At 62.8% G+C, this 19,107-nt stretch carries 17 protein-coding genes; 12 read left to right on the top strand and 5 right to left on the bottom strand.

Going from position 1 to position 19,107, the window contains the following annotated elements; all coding sequences use genetic code 11:
* Positions 1–76: 76 nt before the first annotated feature.
* From rph to hemW, 4 genes are read left to right on the top strand one after another with little or no spacing between them, the layout of a single operon-like run.
* Positions 77–796 carry a ribonuclease PH gene (gene rph / locus EFD55_RS00590; RefSeq protein ID WP_125841971.1) on the top strand — a complete coding sequence of 240 codons (720 nt, stop codon included), beginning with the start codon at positions 77–79 and terminating at the stop codon, positions 794–796.
* On the top strand, positions 793–1,218 hold the full coding sequence (locus EFD55_RS00585) for a VOC family protein (RefSeq protein ID WP_125841969.1): 426 nt from the start codon (positions 793–795) through the stop codon (positions 1,216–1,218). The genes rph and EFD55_RS00585 overlap by 4 nt, the downstream gene beginning before the upstream one ends.
* Positions 1,219–1,863 (top strand): RdgB/HAM1 family non-canonical purine NTP pyrophosphatase, encoded by a 645-nt coding sequence (gene rdgB, locus EFD55_RS00580; protein WP_125841967.1) that lies wholly within the window; start codon positions 1,219–1,221, stop codon positions 1,861–1,863.
* A gap of 24 nt (positions 1,864–1,887) precedes the next feature.
* Positions 1,888–3,075 carry a radical SAM family heme chaperone HemW gene (gene hemW, locus EFD55_RS00575; RefSeq protein WP_210276029.1) on the top strand — a complete coding sequence of 396 codons (1,188 nt, stop codon included), beginning with the start codon at positions 1,888–1,890 and terminating at the stop codon, positions 3,073–3,075.
* 66 nt (positions 3,076–3,141) lie between these two features.
* On the opposite strand, the gene EFD55_RS00570 is transcribed toward hemW, so the two are convergent.
* From EFD55_RS00570 to mutM, 5 genes are all read right to left on the bottom strand, one after another.
* Positions 3,142–4,224, bottom strand: a complete 1,083-nt coding sequence (locus EFD55_RS00570; RefSeq protein WP_125841963.1) for a saccharopine dehydrogenase family protein — start codon at positions 4,222–4,224, stop codon at positions 3,142–3,144.
* A 179-nt stretch (positions 4,225–4,403) separates the two neighbouring features.
* Complete coding sequence (gene dnaA / locus EFD55_RS00565) at positions 4,404–5,954, bottom strand: chromosomal replication initiator protein DnaA (RefSeq protein ID WP_125841961.1); 1,551 nt, start codon at positions 5,952–5,954, stop codon at positions 4,404–4,406.
* Positions 5,955–6,809: 855 nt separating this feature from the next.
* On the bottom strand, positions 6,810–7,088 hold the full coding sequence (rpsT, locus tag EFD55_RS00560) for a 30S ribosomal protein S20 (RefSeq protein WP_125841958.1): 279 nt from the start codon (positions 7,086–7,088) through the stop codon (positions 6,810–6,812).
* A gap of 191 nt (positions 7,089–7,279) precedes the next feature.
* On the bottom strand, positions 7,280–8,053 hold the full coding sequence (locus tag EFD55_RS00555; protein WP_125841956.1) for an enoyl-CoA hydratase: 774 nt from the start codon (positions 8,051–8,053) through the stop codon (positions 7,280–7,282).
* 22 nt (positions 8,054–8,075) lie between these two features.
* Entirely contained in the window at positions 8,076–8,966 is an 891-nt protein-coding gene (gene mutM, locus EFD55_RS00550) for a bifunctional DNA-formamidopyrimidine glycosylase/DNA-(apurinic or apyrimidinic site) lyase (protein ID WP_125841954.1), read from the bottom strand.
* A 149-nt stretch (positions 8,967–9,115) separates the two neighbouring features.
* On the opposite strand from mutM, the gene ubiE reads away from it, so the two are divergent.
* The 8 genes from ubiE to ertB all read left to right on the top strand — a co-directional run bounded on the left by ubiE (position 9,116) and on the right by ertB (position 19,090).
* A complete protein-coding gene (ubiE, locus tag EFD55_RS00545) occupies positions 9,116–9,892 on the top strand; it encodes a bifunctional demethylmenaquinone methyltransferase/2-methoxy-6-polyprenyl-1,4-benzoquinol methylase UbiE (RefSeq protein WP_125841952.1) in 777 nt (258 codons plus the stop codon).
* A gap of 62 nt (positions 9,893–9,954) precedes the next feature.
* A complete protein-coding gene (gene ubiB / locus EFD55_RS00540) occupies positions 9,955–11,529 on the top strand; it encodes a 2-polyprenylphenol 6-hydroxylase (RefSeq protein WP_125841950.1) in 1,575 nt (524 codons plus the stop codon).
* Positions 11,530–11,731: 202 nt separating this feature from the next.
* On the top strand, positions 11,732–13,318 hold the full coding sequence (locus EFD55_RS00535) for an aromatic amino acid lyase (RefSeq protein WP_125841948.1): 1,587 nt from the start codon (positions 11,732–11,734) through the stop codon (positions 13,316–13,318).
* Positions 13,319–13,337: 19 nt separating this feature from the next.
* On the top strand, positions 13,338–14,717 hold the full coding sequence (gene ertD / locus EFD55_RS00530) for a hydantoin-5-propionate amidohydrolase (RefSeq protein ID WP_125841946.1): 1,380 nt from the start codon (positions 13,338–13,340) through the stop codon (positions 14,715–14,717).
* Complete coding sequence (locus EFD55_RS00525) at positions 14,714–15,994, top strand: Zn-dependent hydrolase (RefSeq protein WP_125841944.1); 1,281 nt, start codon at positions 14,714–14,716, stop codon at positions 15,992–15,994. Before ertD ends, EFD55_RS00525 begins: the two co-directional genes overlap by 4 nt.
* The gene (ertC, locus tag EFD55_RS00520; RefSeq protein WP_125841942.1) at positions 15,975–17,072 is read left to right on the top strand and encodes a thiohydantoin desulfurase; all 1,098 of its coding nucleotides are present in this window, start codon (positions 15,975–15,977) and stop codon (positions 17,070–17,072) included. Before EFD55_RS00525 ends, ertC begins: the two co-directional genes overlap by 20 nt.
* A 3-nt stretch (positions 17,073–17,075) precedes the next feature.
* Entirely contained in the window at positions 17,076–17,405 is a 330-nt protein-coding gene (locus EFD55_RS00515) for a TfoX/Sxy family protein (protein ID WP_125841940.1), read from the top strand.
* Between the two features lie 23 nt (positions 17,406–17,428).
* The gene (gene ertB, locus EFD55_RS00510) at positions 17,429–19,090 is read left to right on the top strand and encodes a thiourocanate hydratase (protein ID WP_125841938.1); all 1,662 of its coding nucleotides are present in this window, start codon (positions 17,429–17,431) and stop codon (positions 19,088–19,090) included.
* The last annotated feature ends 17 nt before the right edge of the window (positions 19,091–19,107 follow it).

The raw sequence follows: 19,107 nt of genomic DNA, 5'->3' as shown, positions 1-19,107 counted from the left end.
GCACCCGTGGCAAAAGGGAATTTGCAAATGGGCGCGGCCAATCGTAGAAGCGGTCCAGCAACTCCAGGAGATAGTAATGCGGCCTTCAGGCAGAAAAACCGACCAGATGCGCAAGGTCTCGTTCGAGCGCAACTTTTCCAAGCATGCGGAAGGCTCCTGCCTGGTGAAATTCGGCGATACGCATGTGCTCTGCACGGCAAGCCTCGAAGAAAAGACGCCGCCGTGGCTGCGGAATACCGGCAAGGGCTGGGTCACGGCCGAATACGGCATGCTGCCGCGGGCGACCGGCGAGCGGATGAAGCGCGAAGCCGCAGCCGGCAAGCAGGGCGGCCGCACCCAGGAAATCCAGCGGCTGATCGGCCGGTCGCTCCGCGCTGTCGTCGATCTGCAGGCGCTCGGCGAACGGCAGATCACGCTCGATTGTGACGTCATCCAGGCCGATGGCGGCACGCGAACGGCCTCGATCACCGGCGGCTGGATCGCGCTTTACGACTGCCTGAAATGGATGGAAAGCCGCAATATGATCAAGGTCGACCGGGTCCTGAAGGATCATGTCGCCGCCATCTCCTGCGGCATCTTCGCCAGCCAGCCGGTGATCGATCTCGACTATCTCGAGGATTCCTCGGCCGAGACTGATGCGAACTTCGTGATGACCGGCGCTGGCGGGATCGTCGAGATCCAGGGTACGGCGGAAGGCACGCCATTCAGCGAAGAAGAATTCACCTCGCTGATGCATCTTGCCAAGAACGGCATCGGCGAACTCGTCGCCCTGCAGAAAGAGGCCGTCACGGGATGAAGCCCATGCTGGAAGGCATGTTGGAAACGGCGCTCTATGCGCGGAATCTCGATGAGGCCGAGACGTTCTACGAAAACGTTCTCGGGCTCGAAAAGATCACGCGCGCCGGCAACCGGCATGTTTTCTTCCTCTGCGGGCCTGGCGTTCTGCTGATCTTCAATCCTGAGGAAACGGTAAAGCCGCCGGCGCCGGACGCGCTGCAGGTACCGCCACACGGCATGACCGGCGAGGGCCATGCCTGTTTCCGGGTCTCCGGCCGCAATATCGACGCCATCGCCGCCAGGCTGACAGCGGCCGGTGTGGCGATCGAATCCGAAGTGCGCTGGCCGAACGGCGGTCGCTCGATCTATTTCCGCGATCCGGCCGGCAACAGCCTGGAATGCGCGGAGCCTAAAATCTGGGGCATCGAACAGGATATCTGAATGCGCAAGCTCGAAACCAAGACCATCGTCGTCGCCAGCCACAATGCCGGCAAGATCCGCGAGATCCAGGAGTTGATCGGGCCGCTCGGCTTCACCGCCAAATCGGCGGCGGAGCTGAATTTCGTCGAACCTGACGAGACCGGCACCACCTTCGAGGAGAATGCGACGATCAAGGCGGTCGCCTCGGCCAATGCCGCCGGCATGCCGGCGCTTTCGGATGATTCCGGGCTGGTGATCGACGCACTCGGCGGCGATCCCGGTGTCTATACCGCCAACTGGGCGGAGACATCAGACGGCACGCGCGATTTCGACATGGCGATGGCAAAGGTGGAAAAGGCGCTGCAGGGTGCGGGTGCGACGAAGCCGGAACAGCGCACGGCGCGTTTCGTCAGCGTGCTCTGCCTCGCCTGGCCTGATGGCCACACGGAACTGTTCCGCGGCGAGGTGGAAGGCAGCGTCGCCTGGCCGCCGCGCGGGACCCAGGGCTTCGGTTACGACCCCGTCTTCCAGCCCAAGGGTTACGACATCACCTTCGGCGAGATGAGCGGCGAGGAAAAACACGGCTGGAAAATCGGCGAGCCGCAGGCGCTGTCGCACCGGGCGCGCGCCTTCAAACTCTTTGTCGAAACCTGCCTGGAAGCGTAAGGTCGGTTCGTGGACGATATCGAGATGCCAAGCCTCTTGCGCGATGCGGCCCTTTTGCCCGATACCGGTGAGCCCGGCTTCGGCGTCTACGTGCATTGGCCCTTCTGCGCGGCGAAATGCCCCTACTGCGACTTCAACAGCCATGTGCGCCATCAGCCGGTGGACCAGGAGCGCTTCGCGGCTGCCTTCCTGAAAGAAATGGCGGCGATCAGGGCGATGAGCGGACCGAAGACGGTGACGAGCATCTTCCTCGGCGGCGGCACACCCTCGCTGATGAAGCCGGAAACGGTTTCCGCCGTTCTCGACGGCATTGCGCGGCATTGGCATGTGCCCGACGGCATCGAGATTACCATGGAGGCCAACCCTTCGAGCGTCGAGGCCGATCGCTTCCGCAGCTATCGGGCAGCCGGCGTCAATCGCGTCTCGCTCGGCGTGCAGGCGCTGAACGACCGGGATCTCAAATTCCTCGGCCGACTGCATGACGTTGCCGATGCGTTGAAGGCGATCCGGCTGGCGCGCGAGATCTTCCCGCGCATGTCCTTCGACCTGATCTATGCCCGGCCGAATCAGACGGTCGAGGATTGGGAAAGGGAACTGAAGGAGGCGATCTCCTATGCAGTCGACCATCTCTCCCTCTATCAGTTGACCATCGAGGAAGGCACGCCCTTCTACGGCCTGCACAAAGCCGGCAAGCTCGTGGTGCCGGACGGCGAGCAGTCGGCGCTGCTCTACGAGGCGACGCAGGAGATTACGGCGCGTGAGGGCATGCCGGCCTACGAGGTCTCCAACCACGCCCGGCCGGGTGCCGAAAGCCGGCACAACCTGACCTATTGGCGCTACGGTGATTATGCCGGCATCGGCCCGGGCGCGCACGGCCGGCTGACACGCGGCCCCGAGAAGATCGCGACCGCCACCGAGCGCAAACCAGAAGCCTGGCTCGACATGGTCGAGCTCGACGGCCACGGCATTCTCGACGAAGAGCGGCTCGGCTACGAGGAACAGTCCGACGAGCTGCTGCTGATGGGGCTGCGGCTCCGGGAAGGCGTCGATCTTGCCCGCTGGCAGCAGCTTTCGGGCCGAGAGCTCGACCCGAAACGCGAAGAATTCCTGCTCGAACACAAGTTCATCGAGCGGATCGGCAATTCACGCCTGCGCTGCACGCCATCCGGCATGCTGATCCTCGATTCCGTCGTTGCCGATCTCGCCTGCTGACATCCATATGATGAGTTCATTCCCGCGCGGCGTGATCGACATCACTGCCGCGCGGGAAATCGTTTCTCAGCGGTGGCTAGTGGCGCCCGCCTTGAAGAGGCTGCCGGTCGGCGTCTTCAGGAACATATCGAGCGGAATATGCTCCTGGTGCAGGAAGCCGGTTGCCGGCAGCAGGCCGTCGCGGACCATCTCGATGACGGCGACGACGGAAGCCGACGTCGTCCAAGCAATTGCCGTGCGGCGCGCACCGGCGATCTCGATCGGATAATAGGCGCGCACGAACTCCTTGCGGCGCAGGCTGCCATTCTCGGTGCCTTCGGCTGCGACATGGACATAGACGACATCGTCTTCGACCGGCGGCTTGGCATTGGTCAGGATCTCGCCGGCGAGCTTGCGCTTGTCGCGCATCAAGAGCTCATGGAAGAAGAAATTCATCAACTCCATATGTCCGGGATAGCGCATCGTCTTGTAGTCAAGATTATCGATCTTGCCGAGCATGGTGTCGCACATGGTGCCAAGGCCGCCCGACGTCGTGAAGGCTTCGAGCTTGACGCCGCCGACATAGACGGTCTCGTGCCATTCCATCGGCGAGACAAGCTTGCGCACGCCGCCCTCGATGACTTCGCAATCGTTCAGGTATTCGTTGACGACGCCTTCCGGCGACCAGTTGAAGGCATAGCCGAGAAGTCCGGTCGGATGCTGCGGCAAAGCGCCGACGCGCATGCGGATCGAGCGGCAGCGATCGAAGCCGTCGGCAAGGCTTGCACCGACGATGCCGACGAAACCGGGCGCCAGGCCGCATTGCGGCGCCATCAGGCCCCGGGCGGTCTTCGACAGCTCGATGATGAAATTGGTGGTGGGAACGTCTTCCGTCAGGTCGAAATAATGAATGCCGGCAAGATGGGCGGCGCGCGCCAACTCGATGTTCAGATGATAGGGCAGGCAGGACAGCACTGCCTCGACATTCGAGAGCAGTTCGCCGATCACCTGATGATCGGAAATATCGGCTCTGCGGCACTTGAAGGGAAGCTCGCCCAAAGGCAGTTGCGCATCGACGCCGATGACCTCGAAGCCGCCTTCATGCAAAAGCGTTGCCGCCAGCCGTCCGACCTTACCCAGGCCGAGAACGGCGATCTTTTCAAAACTCATTCATTACCTCCCATGCGCCCTCTTCGGCGCTTTCGTCCTTGTCCGCCGCATCTGGCCCGAAATCGATGAGCGCTTTCGGGCGGCATGCTTCGGATGTGCCGGAGGTATAGAATAAAAAGCTTATAAAGGAAAACGGCCGGAATCGCTCCGGCCGTCAAATTTCCTGCCAGGTCCGCCGATTATTCGTTGATCAGCCGCTTCAGAAGCTCGACTTCGTGCGAAAGCTTGGTGTCTCCCGCAATCAGCTCCTCGATCTTGCGCACGGCATGCAGCACGGTGGTGTGATCGCGCCCGCCGAAACGGCGGCCGATCTCAGGGAAGGAGCGCGGCGTCAGCGTCTTCGACAGATACATGGCGATCTGGCGCGGCTTGACGATCACGCGGGTGCGGCGGTTCGAGACCAGTTCCTGGCGCGAGACGTTGTAGTGCCTTGCGACGATGCGCTGGATATCCTCGATACGCACGCGGCGCGGCTCGCCGGAGCCGACGAGATGGGCGAGCAACTCGTCCACGCGCTCGATCGACAGGTTCGGCTCGAAGGAGCGGCGGAAGATCAGCTGGTTAAAGGCGCCTTCGAGTTCGCGGCCGCTGGCCGTGACGTTACGGGCGACGTGCTGCAGCAGTTCGGCGGGAATTTCCAGCGACGGATCTTCGAGCCGGGCCGCGGCAAGGCGGCGCTTGAGGATTTCGAGGCGCATCTCGTAATCCGGCGCGTCGAATTCGATCGCGACACCGCCCTGCAGGCGCGAGCGGACGCGGGGGTCGAGCGACTCCAGTTCCCAGGGCGCGCGGTCGGCGGCGACGACCACCTGCTTGGCGCTGTCGAGCAGCATGTTCAGGAGATGACAGAATTCATGCTGGATCATCTTGCCCTGCAGGAACTGCATGTCGTCGATTATCAGCAGGTCGATGTTGCGCAGGGAATCCTTCAGCGTCAGCGCATCATTGTCGCGGATCGCGGTGGCGAAACGCCACATGAAATATTCGGCCGTCAGATAGACGACACGCAGGGCCCGCGGGTTCTGCACCGCGGCATTGGCAATCGCCTGCAGCAGGTGGGTCTTGCCGAGACCGACCGCCGAATGGATGAAGAGCGGATTGAAGCGCACAGCGCCGGAACCGGCCTCCGCGATCGTCTTTGCAGCCGCAAGGGCGACGCGGTTCGAGCTGCCTTCCACGAAAGTGTCGAAGGTGAAGCGGCTATCGAGCGGCGAACCGAAGAGCGGTGAACCGAAGCTTGCGGGCCTTGCCGCGGCTACGGCCGACACCGCCTGCTGAATGGCCTGACCGGCCGGCTGAGCGGTTGCTGGGCGGCGCATCTGCGAGGGAGCGACGGGCTCGGGCGTTGCCACCTCGTCGAGTGCCTTCACGCCGCTGCGCGTTGCCGTGCGAACCAGGATTTCGATTTTGAGAATTTCCGGATCTTCGGCCTGGAACAGGCCGGTGATGAGATCGAGATAACGATTGTTGATCCACGACTTCAGGAAGGTCGTGGGAACCGAAAGGCGAACCACGCTCTTCGATACCGAATGCAGCTTCAGCCTTGCAAACCAGCTGGCATAGACGTCGGGACCGACTTGAGCCTTCAAGCGCGCACTGACGCGCTCAAACAATACGTTTTGCTTCATTTCCGCCTTTGCTTCTCCTGCTTCCAGGCGAATGGAGCCGAACGCCTGCGGTGCCGCATCCCCATTGTCGAGCCCGCCCGTCGTCATCGTATTCATCTGCATAATGCCGCCTTTCAATTCCATCGGGCGGCAACCGCTAACAGCCGCCCGACTATTCCCCGCTTTGGCGGGCTGACGGCATCCTCATGAGCCGCTCACCTGCCGGTTCACTCAAACAATGTCCCCAAAAGGGACCGGCGCAGAATTCCGTTGCAGGCACCGCGCTCATGCAGCAACCTTCATCGGCTTTCCGTGCCAGGCTGGCAGTCGATCCTCGTTTTCGGCCGACCAGCCCGAACGCAATATTACTTATCCCTCTCCGGCGACCTCGCCTTAAACGTGTGGCCGCTGAAGGCACAAAACATCCCCGTTCCGTAACAGCCACGTTACGGCCCAAATCCGTCAAGTGCTTGAAAAAACGGAAGCGCATGGCTCCGTAACAAAGGTTACAGACGTATCGCCCTGCCGACGTGGCAGTTAAGACCGAGCCTCTGCAGGTGATGTCCGCGCCCTTTGTTGGAAGCCATTTAGGCAGGATCAAAAGGCAAGATCAACGATGAATTTTACGCAAAATTAAGAAGCGGGCATTGACTCCACCCGCCCTTTTCGGGCGTCACACCAGCGTCAAAAAAGAATCGCTGTTGAATCAAGGAGATTCCCCTTTCGGGCTATTTCGACACGCATGGAAAGAAAAAAAATAAAAATCTTCTTGACTCGCCCATGGCCCCGGAAGCTCGGGGCAGAGTCGCGCGGCGTGAAAGCATCCTTGCGCAAGTCATTGTTTTTAAAAAATATTTCCTGTCATGGCACTGACACGAAACAGTCGTGAGATTAACCATGCCAAGGCCTGTCGGCGGAATCGAAAAAGCCCGGTAAAATTACCGGGCTAATCATAACGAAGCGGTCGTTAATGAAATATTACGCGGTCGCGGAGACCGAAAGCGCCTTCACACGAGCAGCCAGGCGCGAGACCTTGCGCGATGCCGTGTTGGAGTGAAGTACACCCTTGCTCGCGGCGCGAGCAAGTTCCGGCTGAGCTGCCAGGAAAGCTGCCTTCGCCTTGGCGGCGTCACCGGATGCGATAGCCTCTTCGACCTGGCGAACGAAAGTACGAACGCGCGAGCGACGAGCCTTATTGACGTCGGTACGGCGGGCGATCTTGCGGGTCGCTTTTTTCGCCGAAGTTGTATTGGCCATGGATGCCTCTCTCAAGAATTCGAATAAACTCCGCCATCACCGCGGGCCCTGCGGCCACCAAATCCAGCAATGCGGGAGCAATCGCGGAAAACCAGACCGGCTTTCCGAACCGTGGGCGGGCATATAACTCTAAAGCCGGCCCACGTCAACGCGGATTTTCAAGCTTTCCAGCCGGAAGCGCCTAAAAGCTTTCAACGATGCGTAAAGGCAGGTTTGCGCTTCTCGACGAAGGCAGCCATCCCTTCCTTCTGGTCGTCGGTGGCAAAGAGACTGTGAAACAGGCGGCGCTCGAACCGCAGCCCCTCTTCCAGCGTCGTCTCGAATGCGCGATTGACCGCCTCCTTGGCCATCATGACTGAGGGGCGCGAAAGCGAAGCGATCTTTTCGGCAGCCGCCAGCGCCTCGTCGATGAGACGCTCCGGCGGCACCACACGCGAAACGAGTCCCGATCGTTCGGCCTCGGCCGCATCCATCATGCGGCCGGTCAGGATAAGATCCATCGCCTTCGCCTTGCCGACGGCACGCGTCAGCCGCTGCGAGCCGCCCATGCCGGGAATGACGCCGAGGGTGATTTCCGGCTGGCCGAATTTCGCCGTCTCCGAGGCGATGATGAAATCGCACATCATGGCGAGCTCGCAGCCGCCGCCGAGCGCAAAACCGCTGACGGCGGCGATGACAGGCTTGCGCACCTTGGCGACATCATCCCAACCACTGATGAAATCACTCTTATAGATATCGGCGAACTGAAGCGACTGCATCTCCTTGATATCGGCGCCGGCGGCGAAAGCGCGCTCGGAGCCGGTGAGCACGATGGCGCCGATCGCCTCGTCGGCGTGGAAAGCGGCATAGGCCTCCTTCAATTCCTTCAGCACGGTGGAGTTCAGTGCGTTCAGCGCCTGCGGACGGTTCAGCGTGACGAGGCCGACATTGCCTCGGGTTTCGACGATCAGGGTCTTGTAGGCCATGCTGTTCTCCCGGTTCTCACTGTTACTTCTGGCAGGTGGCGCAATAGAAGGTGGAGCGGCCCGCCTGAACGATGCGGGCAACCGTACCGCCGCAGCCTGACGTGCCGCAAGCCTGACCTTCGCGATCATAGACGGAGAAGGAATGCTGGAAATATCCGAGCGATCCGTCTGTCTGGATATGGTCGCGCAGCGACGATCCACCAGCAGCGATCGCATCGGCGATAACGTCGCGGATCGAGGCAACGAGCAGGTTCAGCTGTTCCCTTGGCCTGCCGCCCGTTGTCACCAGCGTACCGGCGGCGCGGATCGGCGACAGGTGCGAACGCCACAGCGCCTCGCACACATATATATTGCCGAGGCCGGCAATATTCTTCTGGTCGAGAAGCGCGCTCTTCAGCGGCTGCGCCTTGTCGCGGAAGCGTTCGGCGAGGTAGGCGGCGCCAAGTTCGTTTCCCGTCGGCTCCGGGCCGAGATCGCGGAAGAAGGGGTGGGCGGCGAGCTCGGCGCGGCTCACCATGTCCATGAAGCCAAATCGGCGTGGATCGTTATAGACGACGCGGCGCGGGCCGCCCGGGCCTTCGAGATGAAAGACAACGTGATCGTGCTTCTCGTCCTTCGAACGGGCATGGTGAAATTGCCCCGGCGTGCCGGAGGCCGCCCCTTCCTCGACGCGGAAGGAGCCGGACATGCCGAGATGGGAAACCAGCGTGTTGCCGTCGTCGAGATCGACCAGCAGATATTTGGCGCGGCGGCCGAGGCCGACGATGGTGCGGCCGGAAACTTTTTCCGCCAAAGCATCCGGAAAGGGAAAGCGCAGGTCCTTGCGGCGCAGCTCCAGCCTGGCGACGCGAGCGCCCTCCATTGCCGGCGCCAGGCCGCGTTTGACCGTTTCGACTTCTGGCAATTCCGGCATCTTAACCCATCTATATCTAACGTGTTTCAACCGACGACGATGTGCGCTATAGCGCCAGTGTGCCGCGGAGAACGCGGCCCATAGATAACGTCGCGCGCGGTCTTTCGCTATGGCCGCTGCGCCCGAATCTTTAGGAACGGAGCAGTCTGATGTCAGAAAGCCGCACTTCCGCCGATGGCGGCATGGAGACCTCCTACGGCTTCCGCCAGGTGGCTGACGGCGAGAAACAGGGCCTCGTCAATCAGGTGTTCCATAAGGTCGCCAAGCGCTACGACATCATGAACGACGTCATGTCGATGGGCATGCACCGCGCCTGGAAGGATGCGATGATCTCCGCGCTGAACCCGCGCAGGGAGCCGGGCTACAAGGTGCTCGACGTTGCCGGCGGCACGGGCGATATCGCTTTCCGCATCGTCGAGGCCTCCGGCCGGCAGGCGCATGCGACCGTGCTCGACATCAACGGTTCGATGCTCGGCGTCGGCGCCGAGCGGGCGGAAAAGAAGAAGCTTTCCGGCAATCTTACCTTCGTCGAGGCCAATGCAGAGGAACTGCCTTTCGAGGCCGGCAGCTTCGACGCCTATACGATCGCTTTCGGTATTCGCAACGTGCCGAGGATCGATGTCGCGCTGTCTGAGGCCTATCGCGTGTTGAAGCGCGGCGGACGACTGCTGGTGCTGGAATTTTCCGAAGTCGAAATGCCGCTTCTCGACAAGATCTACGACGCCTGGTCGTTCAATGCCATTCCGCAATTCGGCAAGGCGATCACCGGCGATGCCGAACCCTACCAATATCTGGTGGAATCGATCCGCAAATTCCCGAACCAGGAGAATTTCGCGGCGATGATCCGCCAGGCCGGCTTTTCCCGCGTCACCTATACCAATTATACAGGCGGCATCGCCGCACTGCATTCCGGCTGGAAGCTCTGACGCATGGCGCCGAAAAATGTAGAGCGGTTTTCGGATAGCGTCGCGCGAGAATCAAACAGGACATGAGCACTTTCGGGGCATATTTCAGGCTCGTTCGGGTCGGCTGGATTCTTGTGCGCGAAGGGGTGATCTCGGCGTTGCCGTCCGAGGGTCTGCCGCCTTCGATCAGCCTTGCCAAATCCTTCGTCGGCCTGTTTGCGCGCAGCCGCGCCATGGCAATTGCGCGCAGCGACCGGTTGGCGCAGGCCGTCGAGCGGCTCGGCCCCTCCTATGTGAAGATCGGGCAGTTCCTGGCGACGCGGCCGGATGTCGTCGGCGTCGAATTCGCCAACGACCTGTCGCAGCTTCAGGACCGTATGGCCTTCTTTCCCGTGGCCGCCGCCAAGGCCAATATCGAAGGCTCGCTTGGCCGCCCGATCGGCGAGCTCTATGCGAGCTTCGGCGATCCGATCGCCGCCGCCTCGATCGCCCAGGTGCATCCGGCTGAAGTCGAGACATCAGAGGGCCGCAACAAGGTGGCCGTCAAGATCGTGCGGCCCGGCGTGCGCCAGCGTTTTGCCCATGACATCGAGGCGATGTATCTCGTTGCCCATATGCAGGAGCGTTTCCTGCCGTTCAGCCGGCGGCTGCGGCCGGTCGAGGTGACGAAGACGCTGGAGCAGACGACGAAGGTGGAGATGGATCTTCGCCTCGAAGCGGCAGCGCTTTCGGAGATCGCCGAGAATACCGAAAAGGATCCGGGCTTTCGCGTACCGAAGGTCGACTGGGAACGCACCGGGCGCGACGTCATCACCATGGAGTGGATCGACGGCACAAGAATGTCCGATGTCGAGGGACTGCGCGCGGCGGGTCACAACCTCAATCTGCTTGCCGATACGCTGATCCAGTCGTTCCTGCGCCATACGCTGCGGGACGGCTTCTTCCATGCCGACATGCATCCGGGCAACCTCTTCGTCGATGCGGACGGCATGATCGTCGCCGTCGACATGGGCATCGTCGGACGGCTGGGCAAGAAGGAGCGGCGGTTCCTTGCCGAAATCCTCTACGGCTTCATCACCCGCGACTATATCCGCGTCGCCGAGGTGCATTTCGAAGCGGGTTACGTACCCGGCCACCACAATGTCGACAGTTTCGCCCAGGCAATCCGGGCAATCGGCGAGCCAATCCATGGGCAGCCGGCCGAGACGATCTCGATGGGCAAGCTCCTGACACTGCTGTTCGAAGTGACCGAACTCTTCGACATGGCGACGCGGCCGGAGCTGGTGATGCTGCAGAAGACCATGGTCGTCGTCGAGGGCGTGTCGCGCATGCTCAATCCCCGTTTCAACATGTGGAAGGCCTCCGAGCCCGTCGTCGGCGACTGGATCCGCACGAATCTCGGGCCGAAGCGGATCGTTACCGATCTCCAGGACGGGCTGAAGGCGGCGGTCAAGCTCGCCGAAGCCGTGCCGGAAATCGCGGCGAAGACCGAAAAATTCCACCACCAGCTTCTGCATATGAGCGAACACGGGCTGCGTTTCGACACGCAGACGGCGGATGCGATCGGCAAGGCCGAAGCGCGACATAACCGCTCGGCCAGGATTGCGCTTTGGGTCATCGCATTGACGCTTTTCTATATTGCCTGGATGCTGAGCTGATCGGCTTGCCGAAAGCATGCAGTGTTCGACATTTGGGATATCCCATGCGAGGGAGGGCTCGCTTAGTCTCGCGTTCGGAGCTTGATGCCGAAAAAGCGTGAGCGGTTTCGGGCGACATCGCGCTCTGACTCTTTAATTTAGAACAGGATTCAGATCTTGCGCCGACCCGGCCTAAAGTCATCCTGTTCTAGGAGATAGGCACATGCAGCACGAACGCCCCGGCATCGAACTTTCCGGACGACCGCTCGGTTTTGCCGAAATGGTGACGATCGGTGCGGGCAAAGCGGCGATTTCAGCTTCGCCGACCGGCATGGCCCGCATCGCGATCGCCCGCGAGATCGTCGAGGATGCGATCGCTTCCGGCATGCCCGTCTACGGCGCGACCACCGGCGTCGGCGCGATGAAGGACGTGGAATGGTCGGCCGACGAACTCGACACCTTCAATCTCGGCCTCGTGCGCGCCCATCATTTCGGCACAGGCACGCCCTTCTCCTGCAATGTCGTGCGCAACGCCATGGCAATTCGCGTCAATACGGCGCTGACCGGCCAGGTCGGCTGCACGCCGGAGCTGGTCCACGCCTATATGAGGATGCTCGAAGCCGATCTCATTCCGGTCGTGCGCCGCACCGGCTCGATCGGCTGCGCCGATATCGGCCTCATGGGTCAGATCGGCGCGGTGCTGACCGGCGTCGGCGAAGCGATCTATCGCGGCAACCGGATGCAGGCGGCCGAGGCCTTCCGGGCGGCTGGGCTGGAACCGGTGCGGATGGCGCCGCGCGACAGCCTCGCCTCGCTCAGCGTCAACGCGGTGAGCTTTGCGGCGGCCGCGGAAACGACGCGCAGCGCCGCGGCCTCGATCCGCGTTCTGCTCGCGACGGCCATGATGGCGGCCGGCGCACTCGGCGCATCGCGCGATCCCTGGAAGGCGGTCCGGCATGTCGGCACGGCGCGCGAGGCGTTGATCGGCGCGTGGCTCTGCAATGCCTCCGACGACTGGGATTGGCCGGTCGCGACACATGTGCAGGATCCGCTCAGCCTGCGCATGATCGCCCAGGTGTTCGGCGCGGTGATCGAAAATCTGCTGTCAACAGGCCACAAGATCCTTGCCGCCACCGGACGTTCGGACGACAATCCAGTCGTGGTCGAAGGCCGGGTGATGACGTCGGGCGGCTCTCTTCCACTAGATGTGACGATCCTGCTCGAATCGGCAGCGCTCTGCATGGCGCATGCGGCGCGCAACGCCTTCAACCGCTGCGTCATTCTCGGTAACGGCCAGCGGCGCGACCTGCCGGTCAATCTCGTGCCGCCGGGACGGATCGCCACCGGTTTCGGGCCGATCATCAAGCTTGCCGGCGAGATCTTCTCGCGCGTGTTGTCGATGTCCAATCCGGTTTCCGCCCAGTCGCTGGTGGTGGCGGCCGGGCTGGAGGACGAGGCGGCCTTCCTGCCGCTCGTCATCGAGCGCTTCGACCGGCAGATGCGGGCATTGAAGCGCCTCGCCGCGCTCGAAGCCCTGCTCTCCGCCCAGGCGATCGACATTCTGGGCGACAAGCCCAAAGGCGTGGCGGCCATGCTCTATGAGGTCGTGCGCAAACATGCGGATTTCTATACCGTCGACCGGCCGCTTTCGGCGGAGGTGGAGGCAATCGAAGAGGAACTCGGTTCGGATGCCTTCCTCTCGAAACTGACCGAACAGGTTCCGATCGCCTCCTTCGACGATTTTTTCGCGCTCGGCTCGCTGGAGCGCATCGAGGAGCGGCTCATCCGCCACGAGCCGGTAGCGATCTGATTCTACAGGAGGAAGCGGCATGGACTTCGATCTCGTTCTGCAGGGCACGGTGGTGCTGCCTGACCGCATTCTCGAACAGGGCTATGTCGCCGTGCGCGACGGCAGGATCGCCGAAGCTGGCCTCGGCGTGCCGCCTGCGGCGCGCGAACGGCATCTGCTCGGCAAAGCGCTGATCCTGCCCGGGGCGATCGACGCGCAGGTACATTCGCTCTCCCAGAAGGACCAGGAGGATTTCATCTGGTCGACGCGCTCGGCGGCGGCCGGCGGCGTGACAACGATCGTCGACATGCCCTACGACGAGGGCAATCTCGTCTGCTCGGCAGCGGCGGTGAAGCGGAAGATCGACCATGCGAGCCCACAGGCGCGCGTCGACTTTGCGCTTTACGGCACGGTCGATCCGGAGGAAGGCGCGGCGCGGATCCGCGAAATGGTGGAAGCGGGCGTTGCGGCCTTCAAGTTTTCGACCTTCGGCACCGATCCCAAGCGTTTTCCGCGCATCCCGCCGGCCCTGCTCGACGCCTGCTTCGCGGCGATCGCCCCGACGGGGCTGACAGCAGGCGTCCATAACGAGGACGACGAGGCGGTGCGCACCTATATGGAGCAGGTGAAGGCGAGCGGCATCACCGACTGGCGGGCGCACGGGCTGTCGCGGCCTGCGATTACCGAACTCCTGGCCATGCACACGATCTTCGAGACGGGCGCCAATACCGGCTGCCCCTCGCATGTGGTGCACTGCTCGCTCGGGCGCGGCTACGATATCGCCCGCGCCTATCGCCGCGACGGTTTTGAGGCCACTGTCGAATGCTGCATCCATTATTTGACGCTCGACGAGGAAAGCGACGTGAAGCGACTGGGCGGCAAGGCGAAGATCAATCCGCCCATACGGCCGCGCGCCGAGGTGGAGAGACTCTGGCGAAAGGTGGCCGAGGGCGATGTCTGGCTGGTCTCGACCGATCATGTCAGCTGGTCAGAAAACCGCAAAACCAATCCCGATATGCTCGCCAACGCATCCGGTGTTCCCGGCCTCGAGGTGATGGTGCCGCTTTTCGTGAAGGGGGCCATCGAACGCGGCATTCCGCTGACCTGGGCAGCAAGGCTGATGGCGGAGAATCCGGCGCGGCATTTCCGGCTCGACCACATCAAGGGGGCGCTGACGCCGGGTAGGGATGCCGACATCACCGTGCTGGAGCCGCACGAGAGCGTCTATGAGGCCTCCGCGAGTGGCAACAACGTCGTCGGCTGGAGCCCCTATAACGGCATCCGCCTGCCTTGGACCGTTTCCGCCACCTATCTGCGCGGCGAAAAGATCGCCCAAGGCGCAAAGGTGCTGGCCGAGCCCGGCATCGGTCGTTTCGTGCGGCCGCTGGCGCGGCAGGCCATTGCAGGAGCCACCGCATGAGCCGCAATCTTCCCGTCAATGCTGACATGATCGCTGGGGATATCGAGGCGCTGGCCGGGATTACCGAGCCGGGGCATCCCTGGACGCGGCGGGCCTTCTCGCCGCTTTTTATGAAAGGCCGGGCCTATATCGAAGCGCGGATGAAGGCGGCGGGGCTTGAAACGCGGATCGATGCGGCCGGCAATCTGATCGGCCGGCGCACGGGCCGCAAACCGTGGCTCGGCACGATCATGCTCGGCTCGCATTCCGACACGGTGCCGGACGGCGGCCGCTTCGACGGCATTGCCGGGGTGACTTCGGCGCTGGAAGTGGCGCGCGCGCTTGGTGATCAGAACATCGAGCTCGACCACGACCTTGAGATCGTCGACTTCCTTGCCGAGGAGGTGAGCATCTTCGGTGTGTCCTGCATCGGCAGCCGCGGCATGACCGGGCAGTTGCCGGAGGCCTGGCTTTCACGCGTCAGCGACGGGCGCGACCTGGCCGAGGGCATCGCGCAGGTGGGCGGCCGACCGGATGTGCTGATGCAACAAAACAGACCCGATATCGCAGGCTTTCTCGAGCTTCATATCGAGCAGGGGCCGGTGCTCGAAGCCGAGAAGGAGGATATCGGCATCGTGACCGCGATCTCAGGCATTACCCGCATCGAGATCACTGTCGAGGGGCGGGCCGACCATGCCGGCACGACGCCGATGGACCGGCGGGCGGATGCGCTGGTGGCGGCATCGCAGCTGGTGCTCGATATCCGCAATGCCGCCGCCGAGCTGGCCAAAACGCCGGGGCACTTCGCGGCGACGGTGGGCGAATTCCGGATCGAGCCGAATGCCGCCAATGTCGTGCCGTCGAAGGTGGCGCTCCTGATCGACGGGCGGGCCGAGATCCGCGCCGATATGGACGCTTTCTGCCGCTGGCTCGACGGCCATGTCGAAAAGCTCGCCACCGCCTGCGACGTCACGATCCGTCCGCCGAACCGGGTTTCAGACAATCTGCCGACGCCTGGCGATGCCGGGCTGCTCTCGACCCTGGAGGCTGCCTGCGAGCGTGTCGGCGCAAAACATCGGCGGATGGCCTCCGGCGCGGGGCACGACACGGCCTGGATCGCCAAGGTGGCGCCGGCAGCGATGATCTTCGTGCCCTGCCGGGAAGGCCGCAGCCATTCCGCCGATGAATGGGCTGACAATGACGATATCGCGCTCGGCGCCGCTGTGCTTTTCGAGGCGGTGCGCGAGATGGACAAAAGCTCGAACCGGGAGACGCCGAATGGGACGCATACTAGTTGAAAAAGACGTGGAAGCTGCGGTTAAAGGCGGCTCCGTCTATGCCGCCGGCGGCGGCGGCTGGGCCGATCACGGACGGATGCTTGGGCTTGCGGCCGTCAATGTCGGCAAGCCCGAATTGGTGTCGATCGACGAGTTGCGGGACGAGGAGTGGATCGCCACCGCAGCCGCGATCGGCGCGCCGGCCTCCACCACCCCTTGGGAAATGCAGGGCATCGACTATGTGAAGGCCGTGCAATTGCTACAGGATGCGCTGGGCGAGAAACTCTCCGGACTGATCATCGGCCAGAACGGCAAATCCTCGACGCTGAACGGCTGGCTGCCATCGGCGATCCTTGGCACCAAAGTGGTCGACGCGGTCGGCGATATCCGCGCGCATCCCACGGGCGACATGGGATCGATCGGCATGGCCGGTTCGCCCGAGCCGATGATCCAGACGGCTGTCGGCGGTAATCGGGCGGAGAACCGTTATATCGAACTGGTGGTGAAGGGCGCGACGGCGAAGATCTCGCCGGTGCTGCGCGCCGCTGCCGACCAATCCGGCGGCTTCATCGCCAGCTGCCGCAATCCGCTCCGAGCCTCCTATGTCCGCAGCCATGCAGCACTCGGCGGCATCTCGATGGCGCTTACGCTCGGCGAGGCGATCATCGCCGCGCAGAAGCGCGGCGGATCTGCCGTTATCGACGCGATCTGCAAGACGACGGGCGGACATATCCTCGCCGAAGGCATCATCACCCGGAAGGAGGTCGTCTACACCAAGGAAGCCTTCGACATCGGCACGATCACCGTCGGCTCGGGCGGAAAATCGGTGATGCTGCATGTGATGAACGAATACATGGCGGTGGACGATGCGGATGGCGGGCGGCTTGCGACCTTCCCGGCCGTGATCACTACGCTTTCCCAGGAGGGCGAGCCACTCAGCGTCGGCCAGCTCCGGGAAGGCATGTATGTCTTCATCCTGCATGTGCCGATGGATATTATTCCGCTCTCGGCAAGCGTGCTCGATCCGACCGTTTATCCCGTCGTCGAAAAGGCGATGGGGATCGAGATCGCACGCTATGCGCTGGCAACGAAGGCCTGAGCCATGGCGCGCGATCACGGTCTCGAAGAACTGCTGCGCGAAGAACTCGGCGACCGGCCAGGCCTTGCCGAGAAATCCATGTTCGGCGGCTGGGCTTTCATGCTGAATGGCAACCTTCTCTGCGGCGCGCGCAATGACGGCATGCTGGTCCGTCTCGGCAAGGGCAATGATGGCTGGGCGCTGGCGCTGCCGGGCGTGATCCAGATGCTATCAGGCGAACGTGTCATGCATGGCTGGGTGCGGGCCAATGCCGAGGTTTACGGCGACGACGCCCTGAGACGGCGCTTGCTTGATGCTGCGCTCGCTCATGTGGAAAGCCTGCCGGCAAAATAACGAGAGATCGAGGAGGATATCCCATGCCGAAGGCCAATCCGCGTCATCCGAAATTTCCCATCCCCGGCGGACCGGAGCTGCGCGCCAAGGGCTGGCGGCAGGAGGCGCTGCTGCGGCTTCTGGAAAACGTGCTGTCGGTCGGTGAAGATCCTGACAATCTCGTGGTCTATGCCGCGCTCGGCAAGGCGGCCCGGAACTGGGCGGCGCATGAGGGCATCGTCAAGGCACTGACCGAGATGGAAGAAGATCAGACGCTGCTCATCCAGTCCGGCAAGCCGATCGGGCTGGTGCGGACCCATGCCAAGGCGCCGCTCGTCATCATGGCAAACTGCAATATCGTCGGGCAATGGGCAAAGGCCGAGGTGTTCTACGAGTTGCAGCGCAAGGGACTGATCTGCTGGGGCGGACTGACTGCCGGCGCCTGGCAATATATCGGCAGCCAGGGCGTCATCCAGGGCACCTACGAGATCTTCATGCGTATCGCCGAGCGTCGCTTCGGCGGCGACCTCCGCGGCAGGTTCGTGCTGACGGCCGGCCTCGGCGGCATGGGCGGAGCGCAGCCGCTCGCCGGCCGCATGGCGGGGGCCGCCATCCTTTGCGTCGACATCGACCCGGAGCGGGCGCGTAAGCGCCAGCAGATCGGCTATCTCCAGGAGATCGCACCCGATCTCGACACCGCGCTTGAAATGATCGGCGCCGCGGTGAAGGAAAAGCGGGCGCTTTCCGTCGGCCTCGTCGGCAATGCGGCGGAGGTCTATCCCGAGATTGCGCGACGCGGGATCGTACCCGACATCGTCACCGACCAGACTTCGGCGCACGATCTCGTCTATGGCTACGTGCCGAAGGGCATGAACCTCGACCAGGTCAAGGGTCTGCGGGACGACGGCCAGGGACAATTGATGGCGGCAAGCCGCGCCTCGATCGTCGAACATGTGACGGCAATGCTGGAATTCCAGAAGAAGGGTTCCGAAGTCTTCGACAACGGCAATCTGATCCGCACGCAGGCCCGCGAAGGCGGCGTCGCCAATGCCTTCGATATCCCGATCTTCACCGAAGCCTATTTGAGGCCGTTGTTCGCCCGGGCGATCGGCCCGTTCCGCTGGATGGCGCTGTCGGGCGAGGAGAGCGATATCGCCCGCATCGACGACCTGCTGCTTGAGATGTTCCCCGACAACAAGATCATCACCAACTGGATCCGGCTGGCGCGCGAACACGTGCCCTTCGAGGGGCTGCCGGCACGCATCGCCTGGCTCGGCCATGGCGAACGCACAGCGCTGGCCCGACGTGTCAACGCGCTGGTCGCAGACGGCACGCTCAAAGGCCCGGTCGCCTTCTCCCGCGATCATCTCGACGCCGGCGCCATGGCGCATCCCAACATCATGACCGAGCGGATGAAGGACGGCTCCGACGCGATTGCCGACTGGCCGCTGATCGATGCGATGATGCTCTGCTCCTCGATGGCCGATCTCGTCGTCGTCCATTCCGGCGGCGGCGGCTATGCCGGCTACATGACGAGCTGCGGCGTCACCGTCATCGCCGACGGCACCGATAACGCCGACGAACGGCTCGACCATGCGCTGACCAACGATACGGCACTCGGCGTCATGCGGTATGCCGATGCCGGTTACGAGGAGGCGCTGGATGAGGTCGCGAAGAAGGACGTGCCCTATATCCGGCTTGGCTGACGCGGGGAAGAATAGCT

This window comes from Rhizobium pisi (genome assembly GCF_003938655.1).
Classification (GTDB): domain Bacteria; phylum Pseudomonadota; class Alphaproteobacteria; order Rhizobiales; family Rhizobiaceae; genus Rhizobium; species Rhizobium pisi.
Note: the sequence above shows the minus strand (reverse complement) of the source record. Positions and strands in the feature narration are given on the sequence as shown.

Coding starts and splice junctions, on each gene's coding strand:
- mutM (WP_125841954.1), bottom strand. CDS start 8,966: ATGCCGGAATTGCCAGAAGTCGAAACGGTCAAACGCGGCCTGGCGCCG.
- hemW (WP_210276029.1), top strand. CDS start 1,888: ATGCCAAGCCTCTTGCGCGATGCGGCCCTTTTGCCCGATACCGGTGAG.
- ubiE (WP_125841952.1), top strand. CDS start 9,116: ATGTCAGAAAGCCGCACTTCCGCCGATGGCGGCATGGAGACCTCCTAC.
- ertC (WP_125841942.1), top strand. CDS start 15,975: ATGGGACGCATACTAGTTGAAAAAGACGTGGAAGCTGCGGTTAAAGGC.
- dnaA (WP_125841961.1), bottom strand. CDS start 5,954: ATGCAGATGAATACGATGACGACGGGCGGGCTCGACAATGGGGATGCG.
- EFD55_RS00515 (WP_125841940.1), top strand. CDS start 17,076: ATGGCGCGCGATCACGGTCTCGAAGAACTGCTGCGCGAAGAACTCGGC.
- EFD55_RS00525 (WP_125841944.1), top strand. CDS start 14,714: ATGAGCCGCAATCTTCCCGTCAATGCTGACATGATCGCTGGGGATATC.
- rpsT (WP_125841958.1), bottom strand. CDS start 7,088: ATGGCCAATACAACTTCGGCGAAAAAAGCGACCCGCAAGATCGCCCGC.
- EFD55_RS00555 (WP_125841956.1), bottom strand. CDS start 8,053: ATGGCCTACAAGACCCTGATCGTCGAAACCCGAGGCAATGTCGGCCTC.
- ertD (WP_125841946.1), top strand. CDS start 13,338: ATGGACTTCGATCTCGTTCTGCAGGGCACGGTGGTGCTGCCTGACCGC.
- rph (WP_125841971.1), top strand. CDS start 77: ATGCGGCCTTCAGGCAGAAAAACCGACCAGATGCGCAAGGTCTCGTTC.
- rdgB (WP_125841967.1), top strand. CDS start 1,219: ATGCGCAAGCTCGAAACCAAGACCATCGTCGTCGCCAGCCACAATGCC.
- EFD55_RS00535 (WP_125841948.1), top strand. CDS start 11,732: ATGCAGCACGAACGCCCCGGCATCGAACTTTCCGGACGACCGCTCGGT.
- EFD55_RS00570 (WP_125841963.1), bottom strand. CDS start 4,224: ATGAGTTTTGAAAAGATCGCCGTTCTCGGCCTGGGTAAGGTCGGACGG.
- ertB (WP_125841938.1), top strand. CDS start 17,429: ATGCCGAAGGCCAATCCGCGTCATCCGAAATTTCCCATCCCCGGCGGA.
- EFD55_RS00585 (WP_125841969.1), top strand. CDS start 793: ATGAAGCCCATGCTGGAAGGCATGTTGGAAACGGCGCTCTATGCGCGG.
- ubiB (WP_125841950.1), top strand. CDS start 9,955: ATGAGCACTTTCGGGGCATATTTCAGGCTCGTTCGGGTCGGCTGGATT.